Origin of the sequence: Thermomonas sp. S9 (assembly GCF_024704365.1) — a bacterium.
GTDB lineage: Bacteria > Pseudomonadota > Gammaproteobacteria > Xanthomonadales > Xanthomonadaceae > Thermomonas.
Genome location: NZ_JAJDFY010000001.1, coordinates 213,428 through 229,782, shown reverse-complemented (window position 1 = coordinate 229,782; position 16,355 = coordinate 213,428). Strand labels below are relative to the sequence as shown.

11 protein-coding genes and 4 pseudogenes are annotated in these 16,355 nt (G+C 65.6%); 9 read left to right on the top strand and 6 right to left on the bottom strand.

Annotation, left to right across the window (positions count from 1 at the left end):
* Positions 1-33: 33 nt before the first annotated feature.
* From rodA to lipB, 6 genes and pseudogenes are all read left to right on the top strand, one after another.
* Positions 34-1,161: a rod shape-determining protein RodA gene (gene rodA / locus LJB71_RS01165; protein ID WP_072756364.1), complete on the top strand. Its 1,128-nt coding sequence runs from the start codon at positions 34-36 to the stop codon at positions 1,159-1,161.
* Between the two features lie 52 nt (positions 1,162-1,213).
* A pseudogene (gene mltB, locus LJB71_RS01160) lies at positions 1,214-2,330 on the top strand (lytic murein transglycosylase B).
* Positions 2,327-3,378, top strand: a pseudogene (locus tag LJB71_RS01155) (septal ring lytic transglycosylase RlpA family protein). The pseudogenes mltB and LJB71_RS01155 overlap by 4 nt, the downstream one beginning before the upstream one ends.
* 78 nt (positions 3,379-3,456) lie before the next feature.
* Entirely contained in the window at positions 3,457-4,656 is a 1,200-nt protein-coding gene (locus LJB71_RS01150) for a D-alanyl-D-alanine carboxypeptidase family protein (RefSeq protein WP_259304701.1), read from the top strand.
* A 34-nt stretch (positions 4,657-4,690) separates the two neighbouring features.
* Positions 4,691-4,972, top strand: coding sequence for a DUF493 family protein (locus tag LJB71_RS01145; protein ID WP_072756361.1), 282 nt, complete (start codon positions 4,691-4,693; stop codon positions 4,970-4,972).
* A complete protein-coding gene (gene lipB, locus LJB71_RS01140) occupies positions 4,960-5,661 on the top strand; it encodes a lipoyl(octanoyl) transferase LipB (RefSeq protein ID WP_072756360.1) in 702 nt (233 codons plus the stop codon). The genes LJB71_RS01145 and lipB overlap by 13 nt, the downstream gene beginning before the upstream one ends.
* Before the next feature lie 119 nt (positions 5,662-5,780).
* On the opposite strand, the gene LJB71_RS01135 is transcribed toward lipB, so the two are convergent.
* Both LJB71_RS01135 and LJB71_RS01130 read right to left on the bottom strand, forming a co-directional pair.
* Positions 5,781-6,512 (bottom strand): hypothetical protein, encoded by a 732-nt coding sequence (locus tag LJB71_RS01135; protein WP_178137917.1) that lies wholly within the window; start codon positions 6,510-6,512, stop codon positions 5,781-5,783.
* Positions 6,509-6,847, bottom strand: a complete 339-nt coding sequence (locus LJB71_RS01130) for a hypothetical protein (protein WP_143148892.1) — start codon at positions 6,845-6,847, stop codon at positions 6,509-6,511. The genes LJB71_RS01135 and LJB71_RS01130 overlap by 4 nt, the downstream gene beginning before the upstream one ends.
* Before the next feature lie 664 nt (positions 6,848-7,511).
* Here LJB71_RS01130 and LJB71_RS01125 point away from each other — a divergent pair.
* From LJB71_RS01125 to rarD, 3 genes and pseudogenes are all read left to right on the top strand, one after another.
* A pseudogene (locus LJB71_RS01125) lies at positions 7,512-9,670 on the top strand (carboxy terminal-processing peptidase).
* A gap of 133 nt (positions 9,671-9,803) precedes the next feature.
* Positions 9,804-10,721 carry a drug/metabolite exporter YedA gene (yedA, locus tag LJB71_RS01120; protein WP_072756629.1) on the top strand — a complete coding sequence of 306 codons (918 nt, stop codon included), beginning with the start codon at positions 9,804-9,806 and terminating at the stop codon, positions 10,719-10,721.
* Positions 10,718-11,647, top strand: a complete 930-nt coding sequence (gene rarD, locus LJB71_RS01115) for an EamA family transporter RarD (protein ID WP_072756630.1) — start codon at positions 10,718-10,720, stop codon at positions 11,645-11,647. Before yedA ends, rarD begins: the two co-directional genes overlap by 4 nt.
* Positions 11,648-11,653: 6 nt before the next feature.
* On the opposite strand, the pseudogene LJB71_RS01110 reads toward rarD, so the two are convergent.
* The 4 genes and pseudogenes from LJB71_RS01110 to LJB71_RS01095 form a co-directional block, all read right to left on the bottom strand.
* Positions 11,654-12,960, bottom strand: a pseudogene (locus tag LJB71_RS01110) (ABC transporter permease).
* A gap of 13 nt (positions 12,961-12,973) precedes the next feature.
* Positions 12,974-14,131, bottom strand: a complete 1,158-nt coding sequence (locus tag LJB71_RS01105) for an ABC transporter permease (protein WP_259302772.1) — start codon at positions 14,129-14,131, stop codon at positions 12,974-12,976.
* A 171-nt stretch (positions 14,132-14,302) separates the two neighbouring features.
* Positions 14,303-14,995 (bottom strand): ABC transporter ATP-binding protein, encoded by a 693-nt coding sequence (locus LJB71_RS01100; protein ID WP_259302771.1) that lies wholly within the window; start codon positions 14,993-14,995, stop codon positions 14,303-14,305.
* Positions 14,996-15,064: 69 nt separating this feature from the next.
* Positions 15,065-16,321, bottom strand: coding sequence for an efflux RND transporter periplasmic adaptor subunit (locus LJB71_RS01095; protein ID WP_259302770.1), 1,257 nt, complete (start codon positions 16,319-16,321; stop codon positions 15,065-15,067).
* Between the last annotated feature and the right edge of the window lie 34 nt (positions 16,322-16,355).

Genomic DNA, 16,355 nt, shown 5'->3' with positions numbered 1-16,355 from the left:
GGCCCCGCCTGCGACGGCTGCGGAGCCACGTCCATGAGCGCCCTGCTGCACTTGCTACTCAGCCTGCTGCGCCGCTTCGTGCGTAGCCTGGATCCGATCCTGACGCCGGCATTGCTGGTGCTCATGGCGATCGGGCTGGCCGTCCAGTACAGCGCCAGCAATGCCTCGCTGCGCGGGGTCATCGCCCAGGCCGTGTTTTACGGCGTCGGCCTGGCTGGCCTGTGGGTGATCTCCCGTCTCCCGGCGCACCTGATCAAACAGGCCACCCCTGCCATCTTTGCCCTGTCGATGCTGCCAATGGTGGCGGTGCTGTTCATCGGCCAAGGCAAATACGGCAACCACTGGATCAACCTGGGGTTTTTCAATGTGCAGCCGGCCGAGCTGTGCAAACTCACTCTGCCGATGCTGCTGGCCTGGCATTTCGACCGCCACCGGCTGCCACCGTCACCGTCGGTGTTGTTGACGGCCCTGGCCATCATCGCAGTGCCCGTCGGGCTGACCCTGTTGCAACGGGATCTCGGCACTGCGGTGCTGATCCTGGCCACCGGCGTGTTCGTGCTGTTTTTAGCCGGCACGTCCTGGTGGTGGTGGGGGATCGCCGCGACGGTCGGCGGCGGCGGCTTCGCGCTGGCCAAATGGGCGCCGATCGAATGGTTCTGGTTCCTGCGGCCCTATCAGCAGCAGCGCATTCTCACCTTCCGCAGCCCCGACAACGACCCGCTGGGCGCGGGCTGGAACATCCTGCAATCGCAGATCGCCATCGGCGGCGGCGGGCTGACCGGCAAAGGCTGGGGCCTGGGCACGCAGTCGCATCTGAACTACCTGCCCGAGCACACCACCGATTTCGCCTTCTCGGTATTGGCCGAGGAGTTCGGCTGGCTGGGCGTGGTGCTGGTGCTGACGCTGTATCTACTGATAATCGCACGCTGCCTGTGGATCGCGGCCGACGCTCGCGATGGCTACGCCCGCCTGCTGGCCGGGACGATTGGCCTGTCGCTGTTTGCGTTCGTATTCGTCAATGGCGGCATGGTGGCGGGCCTGTTGCCGGTGGTCGGCGTGCCGATGCCCCTGCTCAGCTACGGCGGCACTTCGGCCGTCACCATCCTGCTCGGCTTCGGGCTGGTGATGGCGCTGCGCGCGCACCGGCCGCTGCGCGGCTGAAAACGGGGCCGGGTTCGGCCCGTTCACGTCCGGCGTGCTACCCTCGGCGCCGATGATCCGACGTCTCCTGCTCTGTCTGCCCGCGGCACTCCTGGCTGCCTGCACGACATCCCCGGTGCATCCCGTCGCGCCGCCGTCGTCGCCGTCGCCGCCCGCCGTGCCGGCGCCCGCACCGGTCACGCCCGCCGCGAATGCCGAGGTGGACCTGGCCACGGCGCGCGCGGCGTTCGTGCGCGAAACCGCCCAGCGCTTTGGCATTCCCGCCCGACAGATTGAGGCGGTGCTGGCGCAGGCACAGATCCGCGAGCCGATCCGCGCCGCCATGGCCAACCCGGCGGAGGCCAAGCCCTGGCGTGAATACCGGCCGATCTTCCTGCAACCTTCACGGATCGAACGCGGACGTGCCTTCCTCGCCGCGCACCGCGCCGCCCTGCAGCGCGCCGAGGACACCTACGGTGTCCCGAAAGAGCTGATCGTCGCCATTCTCGGCGTGGAAACCGGCTATGGCGCCAACCAGGGCCGCTGGCCGGTGCTGGATGCCCTCTACACCCTGGCCTTTGCCTACCCACGCAGCGGCGACCCCGGCCAAGGCCGCCTACGAAGACCGGCGCGCGGCGTTTTTCCGCGACGAGCTGGCGCAACTGTTTGCGCTGGCCAAGGACGAGGGGCTGGACATCACCACGCTCAAGGGCAGCTACGCCGGCGCGATGGGCTGGGGCCAGTTCATGCCGTCCAGCTATCGTCAGTACGCGGTGGACGGCGATGGCGATGGCAAGCGCGATCTGTTCAACGACCTGGATGATGTGATCGCCTCCGTGGCCAACTATTTCGCCCAAAAAGGCGGCTGGCAGCCCGGCGGCCCGGTGATGCTGCGCGCGGTGCGGGATGCGGCGGCGGCCGACCTCACCCAGTCAGGCAATACGGTGGTGCTGGATCAAACCCTGGCCTCACTGGCCTCGCTCGGCTATCGCCCGGCCGCAACAGACGTGATGCCGCCACCGCAGACCCCGGCGGGCCTGATCACCCTCGACGGCGAGGCTGGGCCGGAATACTGGATCGTCTTCAACAACTTCCGCGCGATCACCACCTACAACCTCTCGCGCCTGTACGCGACTGCGGTGTACCAGCTTGCGCAGGCGATCGCCGTCCAGCCGGAGGGCGAGGCATGAACCGCCATTGGCGCCTGCCGGGCCTGCTGCTGCCCTTGGCCCTGGCCGCCTGCGCCACCACCGGCGGCGGCGCGCCCAGCACGGGCGGGAGCGCCCATGTGCCACCGCCCCCGGTCGTCACGACGCCGCCCCCCAAATCCTCGCCCTACCCCCCGGCGCAGGAAGACCCCGACAAGCGCGGCGATTACGTGGCCGGGGGCTGTTCCGCCCTGGTGTGCCCGACAGCGTGCCGGAGGACATCCCGGACGTGGATGCCATCCCGGAACCGGATGTGCGCGCCGAGCCGCGCGCGCCCACCGGCAACCGCGATTACGTGGTGCTGGGTAAGCAATACCGGGTTCTGGACGATGTCGCAGGCTACAGCGAAGAGGGGCTGGCGTCGTATTACGGCACCAAGTTCCATCGCCGCCGCACCTCCAGTGGTGAGGTGTACGACATGTACGCCTTCACCGCCGCGCACAAGACCCTGCCGCTGCCCAGCTTCGCCCGGGTGACCAATCTGGAAAACGGCAAGTCGGTGGTCGTGCGCGTCAACGATCGCGGGCCGTTCCATCCAGGCCGCATCATCGACTTGAGTTATGCCGCCGCGGTCAAGCTGGGCTTTCGCGACAAAGGCAGTGCCCGGGTTCGGGTGGAGGCGCTGACTCCGGACCAAGACACCGCCGCAACACCAACCAGCCCGCTGGATGGCCTGCTGGCCGGCCTGCCGGATCGATCCGCCTCAACTGACACCACCGCAACCAGCCCCACCCCGCCCCCCGCCAGCGCATCGACGGCTTCTGCCAATGCGCACGTCACGCCCGCCCCCGCCGGCAACCGCGGCCTGATCCTGCAGATCGCCAGCTTCAGCGACCGCCGCAATGCCGAGCAGGCGCTGCTGCGCCTGCGCGCCGCGGCGATCGAACAGGCCTGGCTGGAACCCACCCAGCGCAACGGCCGCACGCTCTGGCGGCTGCGCGTTGGCCCATTGAACGAGGCCGACGGAACGGAACTCGCGGCACGGATTGCCGGTCTGGGATTGGGCACGCCCACGCGCGTGCATGACTGACCCGATCTTTCCCATACGACTTAGAATGGTCGTTTGCATGCCGTGCCGCTGCCAGGCGGCCCAGGAGTGTTGTTGATGATGCGTTCCCTGTTTGCAGTCACCTTGACGGCCGCCGTGCTGTCGGTCGGCAGTGGGCTGGCCATGGCGCAGCCACAGGCACGACCGACCGCGCCGACCGCTGCTGCCCTGCCGATCCCCGACGCGCCTGCGCCCGCGGTCAGCAAGGCTTGGCTGGTGATGGACTACACCACGGGGCAAGTCCTGGCCGGTGAGAACATCCACACGCGGGTGGAGCCGGCCAGTATCACCAAGGTGATGACCAGCTACGTGCTCGCCGCCGAGATGGCCACGGGCCGGATCAAACCCAACGATCCGGTACTAATGAGCGAGCACGCCTGGCGCGCCGGCGGCGCCGGCACCGATGGCAGCTACAGCGGGTTCGAGGTCAACAAAACCGCGCCGCTGGTGGAGATGGAAAAGGCCATGGTGGTGCAGTCCGGCAACGACGCCGCCATCGCCCTGGCCGAACACGTGGCCGGCAGCGAGCAAGCGTTCGCCCAGCTGATGAACGCCTATGCCAAGAAGCTCGGGATGCGTAACACCCACTTCGTCAACCCGCATGGGCTCAGCGCCGAGGGCCACTACAGCACCGCGTATGACCTGGCCCTGCTCGGGCGGGCGCTGATCCGCGATTTCCCGGTGGCCTACAGCTACAACAAGATCAAGGAGTTCACAGTCGGGCCGATCACCCAGCCCAACCGTAACCTGCTGCTGTGGCGCGACCCCTCGGTGGACGGCATCAAGACCGGTCACACCTCCAGCGCAGGCTACTGCCTGATGGCCTCGGCCAAGCGCGGCGACATGCGCCTGATCACCGTGGTGATGGGCGACAGCAGCGAAAACCAGCGGGCGGTGGACTCCCAGGCCCTGCTCAACTGGGGGTTCCGTTTCTTTGAAACCCACCGCCTTTACGAACCCGGTAAACCCCTTGCCACCGCCAAGGTCTGGAAGGGGGCGACCAACACCGTTCCGGTCGGGGTCAGCCAACCGCTGTTGATCACCACCCAGCGCGGCCGCTACAACGACCTCAAGCCCAGCATGGCGCTGCCCAAGGCGCTGACCGCCCCCATCGCCAAAGGCCAGCGGATCGGCACGGTGCAGGTGCGCCTGGATGGCAAGGTGATCGCACAGGCGCCGCTGGTGGCGCTGGCCCCGGTCGAACAAGCCGGGTTCTTCAAGCGCCTCTGGCACGAACTGCTGATGTGGTGGCAGGGCTGAACGGCCCGGTTCGGCACCGACTTACAATGACACCATGACCGGCATCCATTCCGATAACCCGGACCACGGCTTCCAGTTCCCCGGCGTCTTCGAGCTGTCCGCCATGGGGCCCGCCGACCGCCAGCTGGAAAGCGAGCTGCCCCGGCACCTGATGGAGGCCGGCATCGAGGTGCTGCACGAAGAGGTGAACTGGCGGCATTCCAGCAACGGCCGCTACGTCTCGGTGCGGATCCGCTTTCGCGCCAACTCGCGCGAGGAATACGAACGCGCCCACCAGGCCTTGCGTGACCATCCAGATGTGAAATGGACGCTGTAAGCCCGGCCTGCGCCACACCGACCACCCCGGCAAGCGCCATCCGGGCCGGGATCGTGCGCGACCTCGGCCAGCAAGCCTATGTGCCGGTCTGGCGCGCCATGCAGGCGTTCACCGATGCCCGCGACGACGACACCCCGGACGAACTCTGGCTGGTCGAACACGACCCGGTATTCACCCTCGGCCAGGCCGGCAAGCCCGAGCACGTGCTGATGCCCGGCGACATTCCGGTGATCCACGTCGATCGCGGCGGCCAGGTGACCTACCACGGCCCCGGTCAGATCGTGGCATATCCGCTGTTGGATCTAAAACGCCTGAAGATCGGCGTGCGCGACTACGTGTGCCGGCTGGAACAGGCCGTCATCGACACGCTGGCCGAATGGAACATCGGCGCCGCCCGCAAAGACGGCGCACCGGGCGTGTACGTCAATGGCGCCAAGATCGCCTCGCTGGGCATCCGCGTGCGCCGCGGCTGCACCTTCCACGGGCTGGCGTTCAACATCAGCGGCGAAAGCACGCCGCCGTTTTCCCGCATCAACCCCTGCGGCTATGCCGGCCTGCAGGTGGTGGCGCTGTCCGACCTCGGTGGCCCGGCGTCGCTGGAGGCGGTCAAACCGGTCTTGCTGGAACAGCTCGGCCGGCAGTTCGGGCTGGCGTGGCAACACGGGATTGCACCATCGCCGATTTCCTGATGCCGGCTTGCTTTATACCAAAGCTCGCATTTCCTTAGCCGTTTCCGTAAGCGAAATTCACTCAGCGCCCCTTGCTTTAATCTACTCCAGAATAATGGGCGCATAATCGTGCGCTGCGGTTACGGATTGCGCGGCTGAGCAGCCATTTCCATAGCGCGGCGACCAGAATCAAAATACATTTTTATTTTCGCTTCATCTAAATTTGGGTGGGTGCTGCGGAATTGACGCTCGAATTCGGCTGCCCTGACATCGCCCCGGACTCCCGCCAGCCGAATACCGGCAACAATGGGTTCGTCGGGCGCGCCGAAGATGGAAGCGGAATGTGCCAGCCCCCACAAATATCCTGCCATTGCGTTTGTAGGGTCTTGCATCAAAGCGCTCAAGGTAACGCTCATTTTTCCGAAGTTCCTGAGCGGCCCGGTACCACCATCTGGGGAAAGGTGCTCTACTGAGCGTCTGGCTCTTTGAAATTCCAAGATATCCATAGCGATTCTTTCAACAAAGAATGCCATGGCAAATTTCTCACCCGATTTTGCTCTGTTTTCGAGAAGGTAGTCCGGCAAGGCGCGATAGTACGAGGCGATCCCAACCGAGGGGATACCCAACGCCAGTGCACCTTGTGCATCACTGGTATAATCAAAACCAAGAACAGATGCAGGATTCTCTGACGCGCGACCTCTCGTTTGTAACGCATGACTTGCCGAAACAGCACCCATCACAGGCACAGCACTTTCGTGCAAGGGTTTTTCATTGTTGCGCGCAGACTCTGCACGTCCATGGGACGGCTCCACACATCCCATTAAAGCAAGCGAACCTGCTAATAAGATTCCAAAATTATAAACTCTGCTCACTGACTGCATCCATTTTGTTTCATGTCTTTAACCCATACAGCGCATTCATGATCTCGCACGGCCGATTGGTATGCAGAAGCCCCAAAGACCGCAACGGCACCACGGTATATATCGGCCAAACCTGCGCACTGATTATAGCCAGAGCTACTTGAAACCAAGCTGCAAGCACTCCTCATTTCATCTCCAAAACGTTCATCACAGAATGCCTTATCAAAGGCTAGACCATAGCAACGATCATGATTGTTGCACGCCGCCTCGAAAGAAACCCCGGAGTACGGCGCATTGTAATTTCCAGCAAAATCATCAGGAACAATAGCCATGATACCGAGTTGCATTGCCGCCTGTACTCGCCAATTATTCCCACACCCATTTGGTCGCCAGCTTGGATCCGTATCAGGCGTTGCTGGAGGACTACTCGCACTGCAACTGGACGGCTTCTGACTCTTTAGCATGCCACAAAACTGGCTTCTGTCGACTCCTGATTGATCGATTGAAATCACATCCATTTCAATCGGTGGTGGCGCTGGAAGCAACGAATTAAGCAGACCCGCACACCTGTATCCGTAGCAGATAATTTTCCCACCGTCAGTCGCAGGAACAGCTCGAACTGGGGGAAGGTCAACTGGGGGATCAGCTGCATTCGCACCCACAACTAACCCAGCGACCAACATTACAGAACACCATTTCAAGCCACCACTCCGTAACACCTTAATTCCCCGATTTGATACTGGTGACCACTCTATATCACCCCCCCCTTTATTTCGTCAAGCGACATCACAACCGGAGTCACTCCCAGCCAGTCATTCGCCGACGCGGCTCATGCGCCGCACTGCACAAACGTTCACAAACTGATCGACAATGCAGGTAGAGTGGAGCTAGCACACAGCCGCGTGAACTTCCGGCACTGGCCGGCGGTCCACCTGCCTGCCAGCATCCCTGTTGTTCCACCACCCCCACCGCGGATCCCCGCATGACCCGTCAGCGTCCCCGTTCGCTCTCCTGTTTGGCCTGGTGCTGGCCGCGCCGCTGGCGCTGCTGGCGGCCGCCGGCGATACCGCCGCCCTGCCCGATGGCCCCACCCAGAACCAGTCGATCGCCGCACGCATGGTGTACGGCCTGTTGTCCGACAGCCGCTACGCCTATCGGCCGCGTGCGCTGGACGATGCCCTGTCGCAGGAAATCCTCGACGAATATCTCAAGGCGCTGGACCCCTCGAAGCTGTTCTTCACCGACCAGGACGTTGCCGAGCTCAAAGCCCGCTACGCCACCACCTTGGACGACGCCATCAAGAGCGGCAAGGTCGAGCCGGCCTGGGCGATCTTCGCGCTGTACCGGCAACGGGTGGAGGAGCGGGTGGCCTATGCCCGCCGCCTGCTCACCGGCAGCTTCGATTTCAGCAAGGACGAGCGTTACGCCTATGACCGCAAAGATGCGCCATGGGCGGACAGTGCCGCGCTCGACCAGCTGTGGCGGCAGTCGGTCAAGAACGACTGGCTGCGCCTGAAGCTGGCCGGCAAGCAGCCGGACGAGATCCGCAAGCTGCTGGACAAGCGGTATGCCAACGTGCTGACCAGCGTGCAGCAGATCAAAGGCGAGGACGTGTTCCAGAGCTTCATGAATGCCTACGCCAGCCGGATCGACCCACATACCGATTACCTGACCCCGCGCAGCGCGGAAAACTTCAACGTGCAGATGTCCAACTCGCTGGAAGGCATCGGCGCGGTGCTGTTCCGCCAGGATGACGTGGTGGTGGTGCGCGAAATGGTGCCGGGCGGGCCGGCCGCACGCAGCGGCAAACTCAAGCCGGGCGATCGCATCGTCGCGGTCGGCCAGGGCACCAGCGGCGAGATGAAGGATGTGGTGGGCTGGCGCATCGACGATGTGGTGGCACTGATCCGCGGCCCCGCCAACACCCAGGTGCGGCTGGACGTGGTGCCGGCCGAAGCCCCGCTCGACAGCAAGCCGCAGCAGATCGTGCTGACCCGTGCCAAGGTTCGGCTGGAAGACCAGCGCGCACGCGCCGACATCATCAGCGTGCCGGCCAATGGCACCCTGCCGGCACGACGGATCGGGGTGATCCGCCTGCCTGGCTTCTATCAGGACTTCGAAGCCCGCCGCCGCGGTGACAAGAACTACGCCTCTGCCACCCGCGACGTGGCGCGGATGCTGGCCGATTTCCGCGCCCAGAACGTCGATGGCGTGGTGCTGGATCTGCGTGGCAACGGCGGCGGCTCGCTCAGCGAGGCCGTCGAGCTGACCGGCCTGTTCATCGACAAGGGGCCGGTGGTGCAAGTTCGCGAAACCGGCGGCCGGGTCACCGTGCAATACGACCAGGATGCCGGCGTGGCCTGGGACGGGCCGCTGGCCGTGCTGGTCAATCGTGGTTCCGCCTCGGCCTCGGAGATCGTCGCCGGCGCGATCAAGGACTACGGGCGCGGCCTGATCATCGGCGAGGACACCTTCGGCAAGGGCACCGTGCAGACACTGGTGGATCTGGATCGCTGGCCGGCCAATGAGACCCCGCGCTTTGGCGAAGTCAAACTGACCGTCGCCCAATTCTTCCGCCCGGATGGCAGCAGCACGCAAAACAAGGGCGTGCAGCCGGATGTGGCCTTCCCCGCCAGTGTCGATGCCAGCGAATACGGCGAAAGCACCTACCCCAATGCGCTGCCGTGGTCGCGCATCGCCGCCGCCCCCATGTGCGCTACGGCAACTTCACACCCTTGCTGCCCCAGCTCGACGTCCTGCACCAGGCGCGCACGGCCAAGGATGTGGAATACCAGTGGTGGCTGGAGGATGTGCGCCGGTTCCGGGAGGAGCAGGCGAAGAAGTCGATCTCGCTCAACGAAGCCGAGCGCCGCGCCGAGCGCGACCGCTTCGAGGCACTGCGCAAGCAGCGCGCCGAGGAACGCAAGCGCCTGGGGCTGGCCCAGGATCCGCTGCTGGAAGCGCGCCCGGATGATGGGCTGGCCGCTGACGAACGCAACGTCGCCGAATCGGTGGCGCGCGAGGAAGCGGCCCGCAAAATGATCGACCCGCTGCTGCGCGAATCCGCCGCCATCCTCGCCGACGCCATCGGCTTGCTCGGCAAGGACGGCGCACTGGCGGCACGGGTGCTGCCCGCCACTCGCAACGCGGGCGGTCACTGGGCCGACTAAGAACGCTCCCACCACGGCGGAGAGTTCCGTCGGCCAGGATGGCATTGCGCCGATCCTCCCTGACCGGCGATCCCCACATTGATCGACGGGCGGGCACCATCCGGGTGCCCGCCGCCGTTTGCAAGGCGACCCCATGTCCTCAGCACCCCCGACCGCTTCGCTCGCCCGCACCGCCCTGGCCCTGAGTGCCGTCTATCTGATCTGGGGCTCGACCTATCTGGCGATCCGGATCGCGCTGGAAGGCGGGTTTCCGCCCTTCCTGCTGGGCGGGATCCGCTTTGTGATCGCCGGCGCGCTGCTGCTGGGCGTCCTGCGCCTGCGCGGGGAGCCGGGTCCGACCCCGCGGCAGTGGCGGAACGCCGCAGTGATGGGAGCGTTGTTACTGCTGTTGGGCAACGGCATGGTGAACCTGGCCGAGACCAAAGTGTCGTCCGGGCTGGCCGCGGTCACCGTGGCCTCCGCGCCGCTGTGGATGGCGGTGTTTGCGGCCATGCGCGGCCATCGGCCGACACGGCTTGAGATGGTCGGCCTGGGCATCGGTTTCATCGGCGTGGTCTGGCTGAGTAGCAGTGACAGCCTGACCGGCGCCCCGCTGGGCCTGCTCGCATTGCTGATCGCCTCGGTGTCCTGGTCATTCGGCTCGATCTGGAGCCGCGGCCGCGATCTGCCCGCGCCGCTGATGTCCGCCGCCGCGCAAATGCTGTGCGGCGGCCTGCTGATGCTGGTCGTCGGGCTGGCATTGGGCGAGCGCCTGTCCGGCCTGCCCACGGCACGCGCGCTGGCGGCATTCTGGTATCTGGTGGTGATGGGCTCGCTGGCAGGCTTCTCTGCCTACGTCTGGCTGCTGCACCACGTGCGGCCGGCGCTGGCCGGCAGCTATGCCTACGTCAACCCGGCGATCGCGGTGCTGCTGGGCGCCTGGCTGGCACACGAACGGATCGGTGCGCACGAGGCCGTCGCCATTGCAGTGATCCTGCTGGCCGTGGCCGTCATCACCCTGCGCCGGAGCGCCAACACCACGCCCGCTGCACCGGTGGAGGACGTGGCATGAGCGCGTCCACGCGTCAGGACGTCACCCGCGGCATCTGGGCCGCCCTGGCCAGCTTCACCCTGTGGGGGGTGGCCCCGCTGTACTGGCATCTGCTCAAGCACGTGCCTTCGCTGCAGATCGTGCTGCACCGCGTGGTCTGGAGTGCGCTGCTGGTGGGCGCCTTCCTCACCTGGCGCGATGGCCGCCACTGGCTGCGGCTGGCCCTGACCGGCGCACCACGCCTGCGCGCCATGCTGCTGCTCAGCAGCGTGCTGATCGCGTTCAACTGGGGGCTCTACATCTGGGCGGTGAACGCCGGCCACGTGGTGGAAACCGCCCTGGGCTACTTCATCAACCCGCTGCTCAATGTGGTGATCGGTGTGCTGTTCCTGCGCGAACGGCTGCGCCCGCTGCAATGGCTGTCGGTCGCGATTGCCCTGGTCGGCGTGCTGTGGCTGACCTGGCAGTACGGCCGCCCACCCTGGATTGCACTGGCGCTGGCGGCATCGTTCGGGCTGTACGGCGTGCTGCGCAAGCTGGCGCACGTCGATGCCGTCACCGGGCTGGGCATCGAAAACGCCTACCTGGTTCTGCCAGCACTGGCGGCACTGCTGTGGTTGCACGGTGCCGGCCTCGGATACACCAGCACCGGCCCGGGCGACACCGCGACATTTGCCTTGCTGGTGCTGTCGGGTCTGATCACCGCGCTGCCGCTGATCGGGTTTGCCTACGCCGTGCGGCGCGTCTCGCTGACCGTGGTCGGGGTGATGCAATACATCGCCCCGACCCTGCAGTTCCTGATCGGCGTGCTGATCTTCGATGAACCGTTCGACCGTGTCCGCCTGCTTGGCTTTCTCTGCATCTGGGTGGCGCTGGCGGTATTCATGGCCGACGGCCTGCGCCACACCCGCCGCCAACGCCAGGCCGCACTCGCAGACCTGGCCTGAGCTGGTTCAGCTCGCGCGCAGGGCTTCGGTGACTGGCAGGCGTGCCGCCCGCAAGGCCGGAAGCAGGCCGCCGATCAGCCCAATGCCCAGCGCCCACTTCAGGCCGGTCCACAGCAATGTCGGGCTGACCTTGAACTGGAACACCACCTGGCTGAAGTTCTGCCCCAGCGTGCTGACCGTGTAGCCGTTGAACAGCAGCCAGGCGATGGCCGCACCCAGCAGCCCGCCAAGCAACGCCAGCAGCAGGGTTTCCAGCATGACGCCGGTCACCACCGACAGCCCGCCGAACCCGATCGCCCGCAGGGTGGCGATTTCGCGTGCCCGCCCGGCCACCGCCGCATACATGCTGTTGAGCGCACCAAACACCGCGCCAATGGCCATGATCGTGCCGATCACGTTGCCAAGAATACGGATCAGCTTGGTCAGGCCCGCCGACTGACGGCCGTAATAGTCGCGCGTCGTCAGCGCATCCAGCTTCAACCGCGGATCACTCGCCAGCGCTGCTTTCAGCCGGCGCAACGCCGATGCATCTGTCAGTTTCACGGTGACCGACTGAAACGCGCTGCGCTGGTAGGCCGGGCCCAGCACATCGGCATCGGTCCACAGCTCGGATTCGTGCGCATCCCCGGACTTGAACACACCCACCACAGTCCAGCTTTGATTGGCCAGTTTCAGCGTCTGGCCAACCGCCAGGCCCCGAAACCGCTGCTGCGCGCCACGGCCAACCACGATCTCGCGCAAGCCAGGCTGAAACCTGCGTCCCTCGACGATCTTCACCTGCGGACGAATGACCCAACCGGCTGGACCGATGCCGCGGAACTGCACATTGGCATCCGTGCCATCGGCACGACTGGGCAGGTTGACCACCTGCGACAGCTCTGGCGACACCAGTGGCCGGCCCTCGCCATCGCGTGCGATCCCCGGCAGCGTCGCGATCAGCGGCACCTGGTCGCGGGTGATGACCGAGTTGGTTTCTGCCTGCGAACCGGCGCGCAGCAGGATCGCCGTACGGGTATCGCCGGTGCTGTCCAGGGTGGCCTTGAAGCCCTCGCCCATCGCCAGCATCGCCACCAGCACGCCCACCACACCGGCAATGCCCACCACCACCACGCTGGATGCCCCCAGCGCTGCGGCAGGCTGGCAATACCGATCCGGGCCGCCGCCCATGCCAACTGGCCGCTGCGGGTCAGCCCCAGCCACAGGCCGATGGCAACCACCAGGCCCAGCACCATGAACCAGGGCAAGGCGATCCAGATCGCCAGGACAAGGACGAGCAACAGCAAGGTCAGCAGACCGGAAAAGAAACGTTTCATCCAGGGTGTCCTCTCAACGTCCGGCCAAGGCATCGACAATGTTCAGGCGCATGCCGCGCAGCGCCGGCAACAGGCCCACCACCACGCCGATTGCCACCATCAGCGCCAGTCCCATTCCCCAGGTCTGGGGCAACAACCCAGGCAACTGGATCATCCCGCCGCTGGCAGCACTGACCATCGGCACGATGGCCGCCGCCAGCACCATGCCGAGCAAACCGCCCAGCACCACCAGCAACACCGACTCGGCCAGCACCATTGCCAGCACGCTGCGGTCGCTGAATCCGATGGTCTTGAGCACCGCCAGCTCCGGGATGCGCTCGCGCACCGCCTGCGCCATGGTGTTGCCGGTCAACAGCAACAGGGTGAAAAACACCGCGCCCATGATCGCCGACACGATCAGGCCGATGTCCGCAAACTGCTTGGCGAACGCCTGATTGAAAGCCGCCTCGCTCTGGGTTTTGGTTTCGTGATCGGAGTTTTCGCTGAGCCGGTCGATGGCGCGGGCCACCTGCTCGGCCTGTGCCGGGCTCTGTGGCTCGATCACCCACCAGCCCACCCGGCCCTTCACGTAGTCGTTGGCTTCGTCGAAATACTTCCAGTGGAAGAACAGCACGCGCTCCTGCGCTTTCTGCTTCGGATCGGCCACCGTGTAGATGCCGCGCAGCGCGAACGTCCAGTCATTGCTGCCGTGGGTGGGGAAGATGGTGGCCTGCAGCGGGATGGTGTCGCCCACTTTCCAGCCGAACTGCCTGGCCAACGCTGCGCCGACGATAGCGCCGCGCTGGTCGGCCAGCCAGGCCTTCTTCTGCGCGGCCGGCAGCTTGAACTCTGGATACAGATCCAGATAGTCCGGGCTGACGCTGAAGTTGGCAAAGAAGTTCTTGGGGTCGCGGTAGATGCCGCCGAACCATGCCGCAAAGGCCGCCTTCTTCACACCCGGCACGGCGCGAATCTGCGCATCCAGCCGGTACGGCAGCATCTGCGTGATCGACAGCCGCGACGTGGTGATCATGCGGTTGGCGCCAGCCACACTGCCGCCGGAATTGAAGGCGACACGCACCGAATCGAGCATGCCGAACAGCAAAAACGCGGTCATGACCGACAGCAGGGTCAACAACGTGCGCGTCTTGCTGCGCATCAGCGCCGCCCACACCAGAGGGAAATACTTCATCGTCGTGTCCTCGCGTTGGGAAGGGCTTGAACACCTCCATCCTGGCCGTGTCCACCACGGCGCGCCTGGCCCATGTCCAGACGCGACGTTTGCGAAACAATCGCGTGCGTGCGTGGTTTCGCAGGCCGACCTTCCCTGGCCGGCAGCCCGTCTGTCGTAATCAAAACGCCCTTAGGCCGCCTGCTCGATCTGTTCGACCAAGCTGCCCTTGTCCAGATGCAGCGTGCGCGAGGCATGGTCAGCGGCCTTGGGATCGTGGGTGACCATCACAATGGTCTTGCCATGCTCGCGGTTGAGCGTCTGCAGCAGCTGCAGCACGTCCTCTGCCGATTGCCGGTCGAGGTCGCCGGTTGGCTCGTCGCAGATCAGCAGGGTGGGATCAGACACGATGGCGCGGGCGATCGCCACGCGCTGCTGCTGGCCACCGGACAGCTCGTTGGGGCGGTGCCGGGCCCGATCCTTCAGCCCCACCAGTTCAAGCGCGATCTCGGCATTACGACGCCGCTGCGCCGCCGACAACGATGTCAGCAGCAGTGGCAGCTCGACATTCTTGAGTGCCGTCAATGTGGGCATCAGGTTGTAGAACTGGAACACAAAGCCCACGTGGCGGCTGCGCCACTGCGCCAACTGGCTGGACGACAGACGATCGATCCGCTGCCCGGCGATTTCGATCTCACCACTGCTGGGCGTATCCAGCCCGCCGATCAGATTGAGCAACGTGGTCTTGCCGGAGCCCGACGGGCCCATCAATGCCACGAACTCCCCGGCGTCGATATCGAGGTTGAGACCCTTGAGCACATCGATCTGTTCCGGGCCACGCTGGTAGGTCTTGTGCAGGTTACGGATACGGACGAGTGCTGACATTGATCGACTCCCTGGAAAGGCCGCCACTGCGCACCGTCTGGTGCGTCTGCCGGCGTGATGGTCGTGCGGTTACTGCTGTTCTTCGTCGTCGTCTGCTCGCGTCACGCGCATGCCATCCGCCAGTGTCTCCGGCGGCTCCAGCACCACCTGCTCACCCGCGCTCAGCCCGCGCAACACCTGACGGTCATCGCCCAGCGTGCGACCCAGCACGAGTGGACGCTCAACGACCTTGCCACCACTCACCACGAACGCCACGTCCTTATCGCCGCGCCGGACGATCGCTGCAGCCGGCACCAACACACCCGTGGTTTCAGTTTCATTGCGCCGCTGCGCGTCAGCCTCCTCCAGGAAGCTGACGCGTGCGCCCATGTCGGGGACGACGCGCGGGTCGCCTCGCGCGTCCAGGCTGACCCGCACCTTCACCGTGGCCTTGCCGCGGTCGGCGGCCGGAATGATGGCAATCACTTTGCCGGGAATCTTCCAGTCTGGATAGGCGTTGAGCGCAGTCTGGGTCGGCATGCCCGGCTTGACCCGGCCGATGTAGGCCTCGCCGACCTCGACCTCGACTTCCAGTGACTCCATATCCACCAGGGTGCCGATGCCGGTGCGGGTAAAGCCGCCACCCGCCGACAGCGGCGAAACGATTTCGCCCGGCTGCGCCGCCTTGGCGATGATCACCCCATCGAACGGGGCACGGACCACGGTGTTGTCCACGCCGTTGTCGGCGATCCGCAACGATGCTGCGGCGACCTGTGCATTGCGCCGGGCGGTGGCAAGTTGGGCGCGCAGGGTGTCTCTCTGCGCCAGCGCCTGCTCGTATTGCGCACGTGAGACCAGCGACTGCTGCACCAGCGTGGCCAGCCGTGCAGCATCCGCTTCGGCCTGGGTCAGCTGTGCCTGCACACTGGCGATCTGGCTTTCCGAGGCAGCCAGCTGCGAGGCCGACAGGGCGCGCTGGGCTTCAGCATCGACAGGATCCAGCCGGGCCAGCACCTGCCCTTCTTTGACCTTCTGCCCTTCCTCGATCAGCACCTCGCGCACCCGGCCGGTGACCTTGGCCGAGACCGTGGCCATCCGCCGCGCCACCACGTAGCCGCTGGCGTCCAGCACCGAAGGGGCGGACGCCGCGCCGCCGCCGATCGCGGTCGCCTCGGCCACCTGCACACTCACCGGCCGGCCGCCGCGCAGGGCGAGCCCGGCGGCGAGGGCCAGCACCGCCGCGCCGGCCACCGCCAGCGCGATCCACAGCCCCTTGCGCGATGGCGGCGGTGGCGGTGCGGTGCGGTCGATCTTCAGGGAATGGAGGAGGTCGGCGTTGGAAGGCATGTCGGAATCCGGTGGGTGGCGGAACGGTGGGCCC

What these genes read in the sequence shown, in the direction of transcription:
- LJB71_RS01095 (WP_259302770.1), bottom strand. Translation starts at nt 16,321, where the DNA reads ATGCCTTCCAACGCCGACCTCCTCCATTCCCTGAAGATCGACCGCACC.
- LJB71_RS01150 (WP_259304701.1), top strand. Translation starts at nt 3,457, where the DNA reads ATGCGTTCCCTGTTTGCAGTCACCTTGACGGCCGCCGTGCTGTCGGTC.
- lipB (WP_072756360.1), top strand. Translation starts at nt 4,960, where the DNA reads ATGGACGCTGTAAGCCCGGCCTGCGCCACACCGACCACCCCGGCAAGC.
- rarD (WP_072756630.1), top strand. Translation starts at nt 10,718, where the DNA reads ATGAGCGCGTCCACGCGTCAGGACGTCACCCGCGGCATCTGGGCCGCC.
- LJB71_RS01130 (WP_143148892.1), bottom strand. Translation starts at nt 6,847, where the DNA reads ATGCAACTCGGTATCATGGCTATTGTTCCTGATGATTTTGCTGGAAAT.
- LJB71_RS01105 (WP_259302772.1), bottom strand. Translation starts at nt 14,131, where the DNA reads ATGAAGTATTTCCCTCTGGTGTGGGCGGCGCTGATGCGCAGCAAGACG.
- yedA (WP_072756629.1), top strand. Translation starts at nt 9,804, where the DNA reads ATGTCCTCAGCACCCCCGACCGCTTCGCTCGCCCGCACCGCCCTGGCC.
- LJB71_RS01145 (WP_072756361.1), top strand. Translation starts at nt 4,691, where the DNA reads ATGACCGGCATCCATTCCGATAACCCGGACCACGGCTTCCAGTTCCCC.
- rodA (WP_072756364.1), top strand. Translation starts at nt 34, where the DNA reads ATGAGCGCCCTGCTGCACTTGCTACTCAGCCTGCTGCGCCGCTTCGTG.
- LJB71_RS01100 (WP_259302771.1), bottom strand. Translation starts at nt 14,995, where the DNA reads ATGTCAGCACTCGTCCGTATCCGTAACCTGCACAAGACCTACCAGCGT.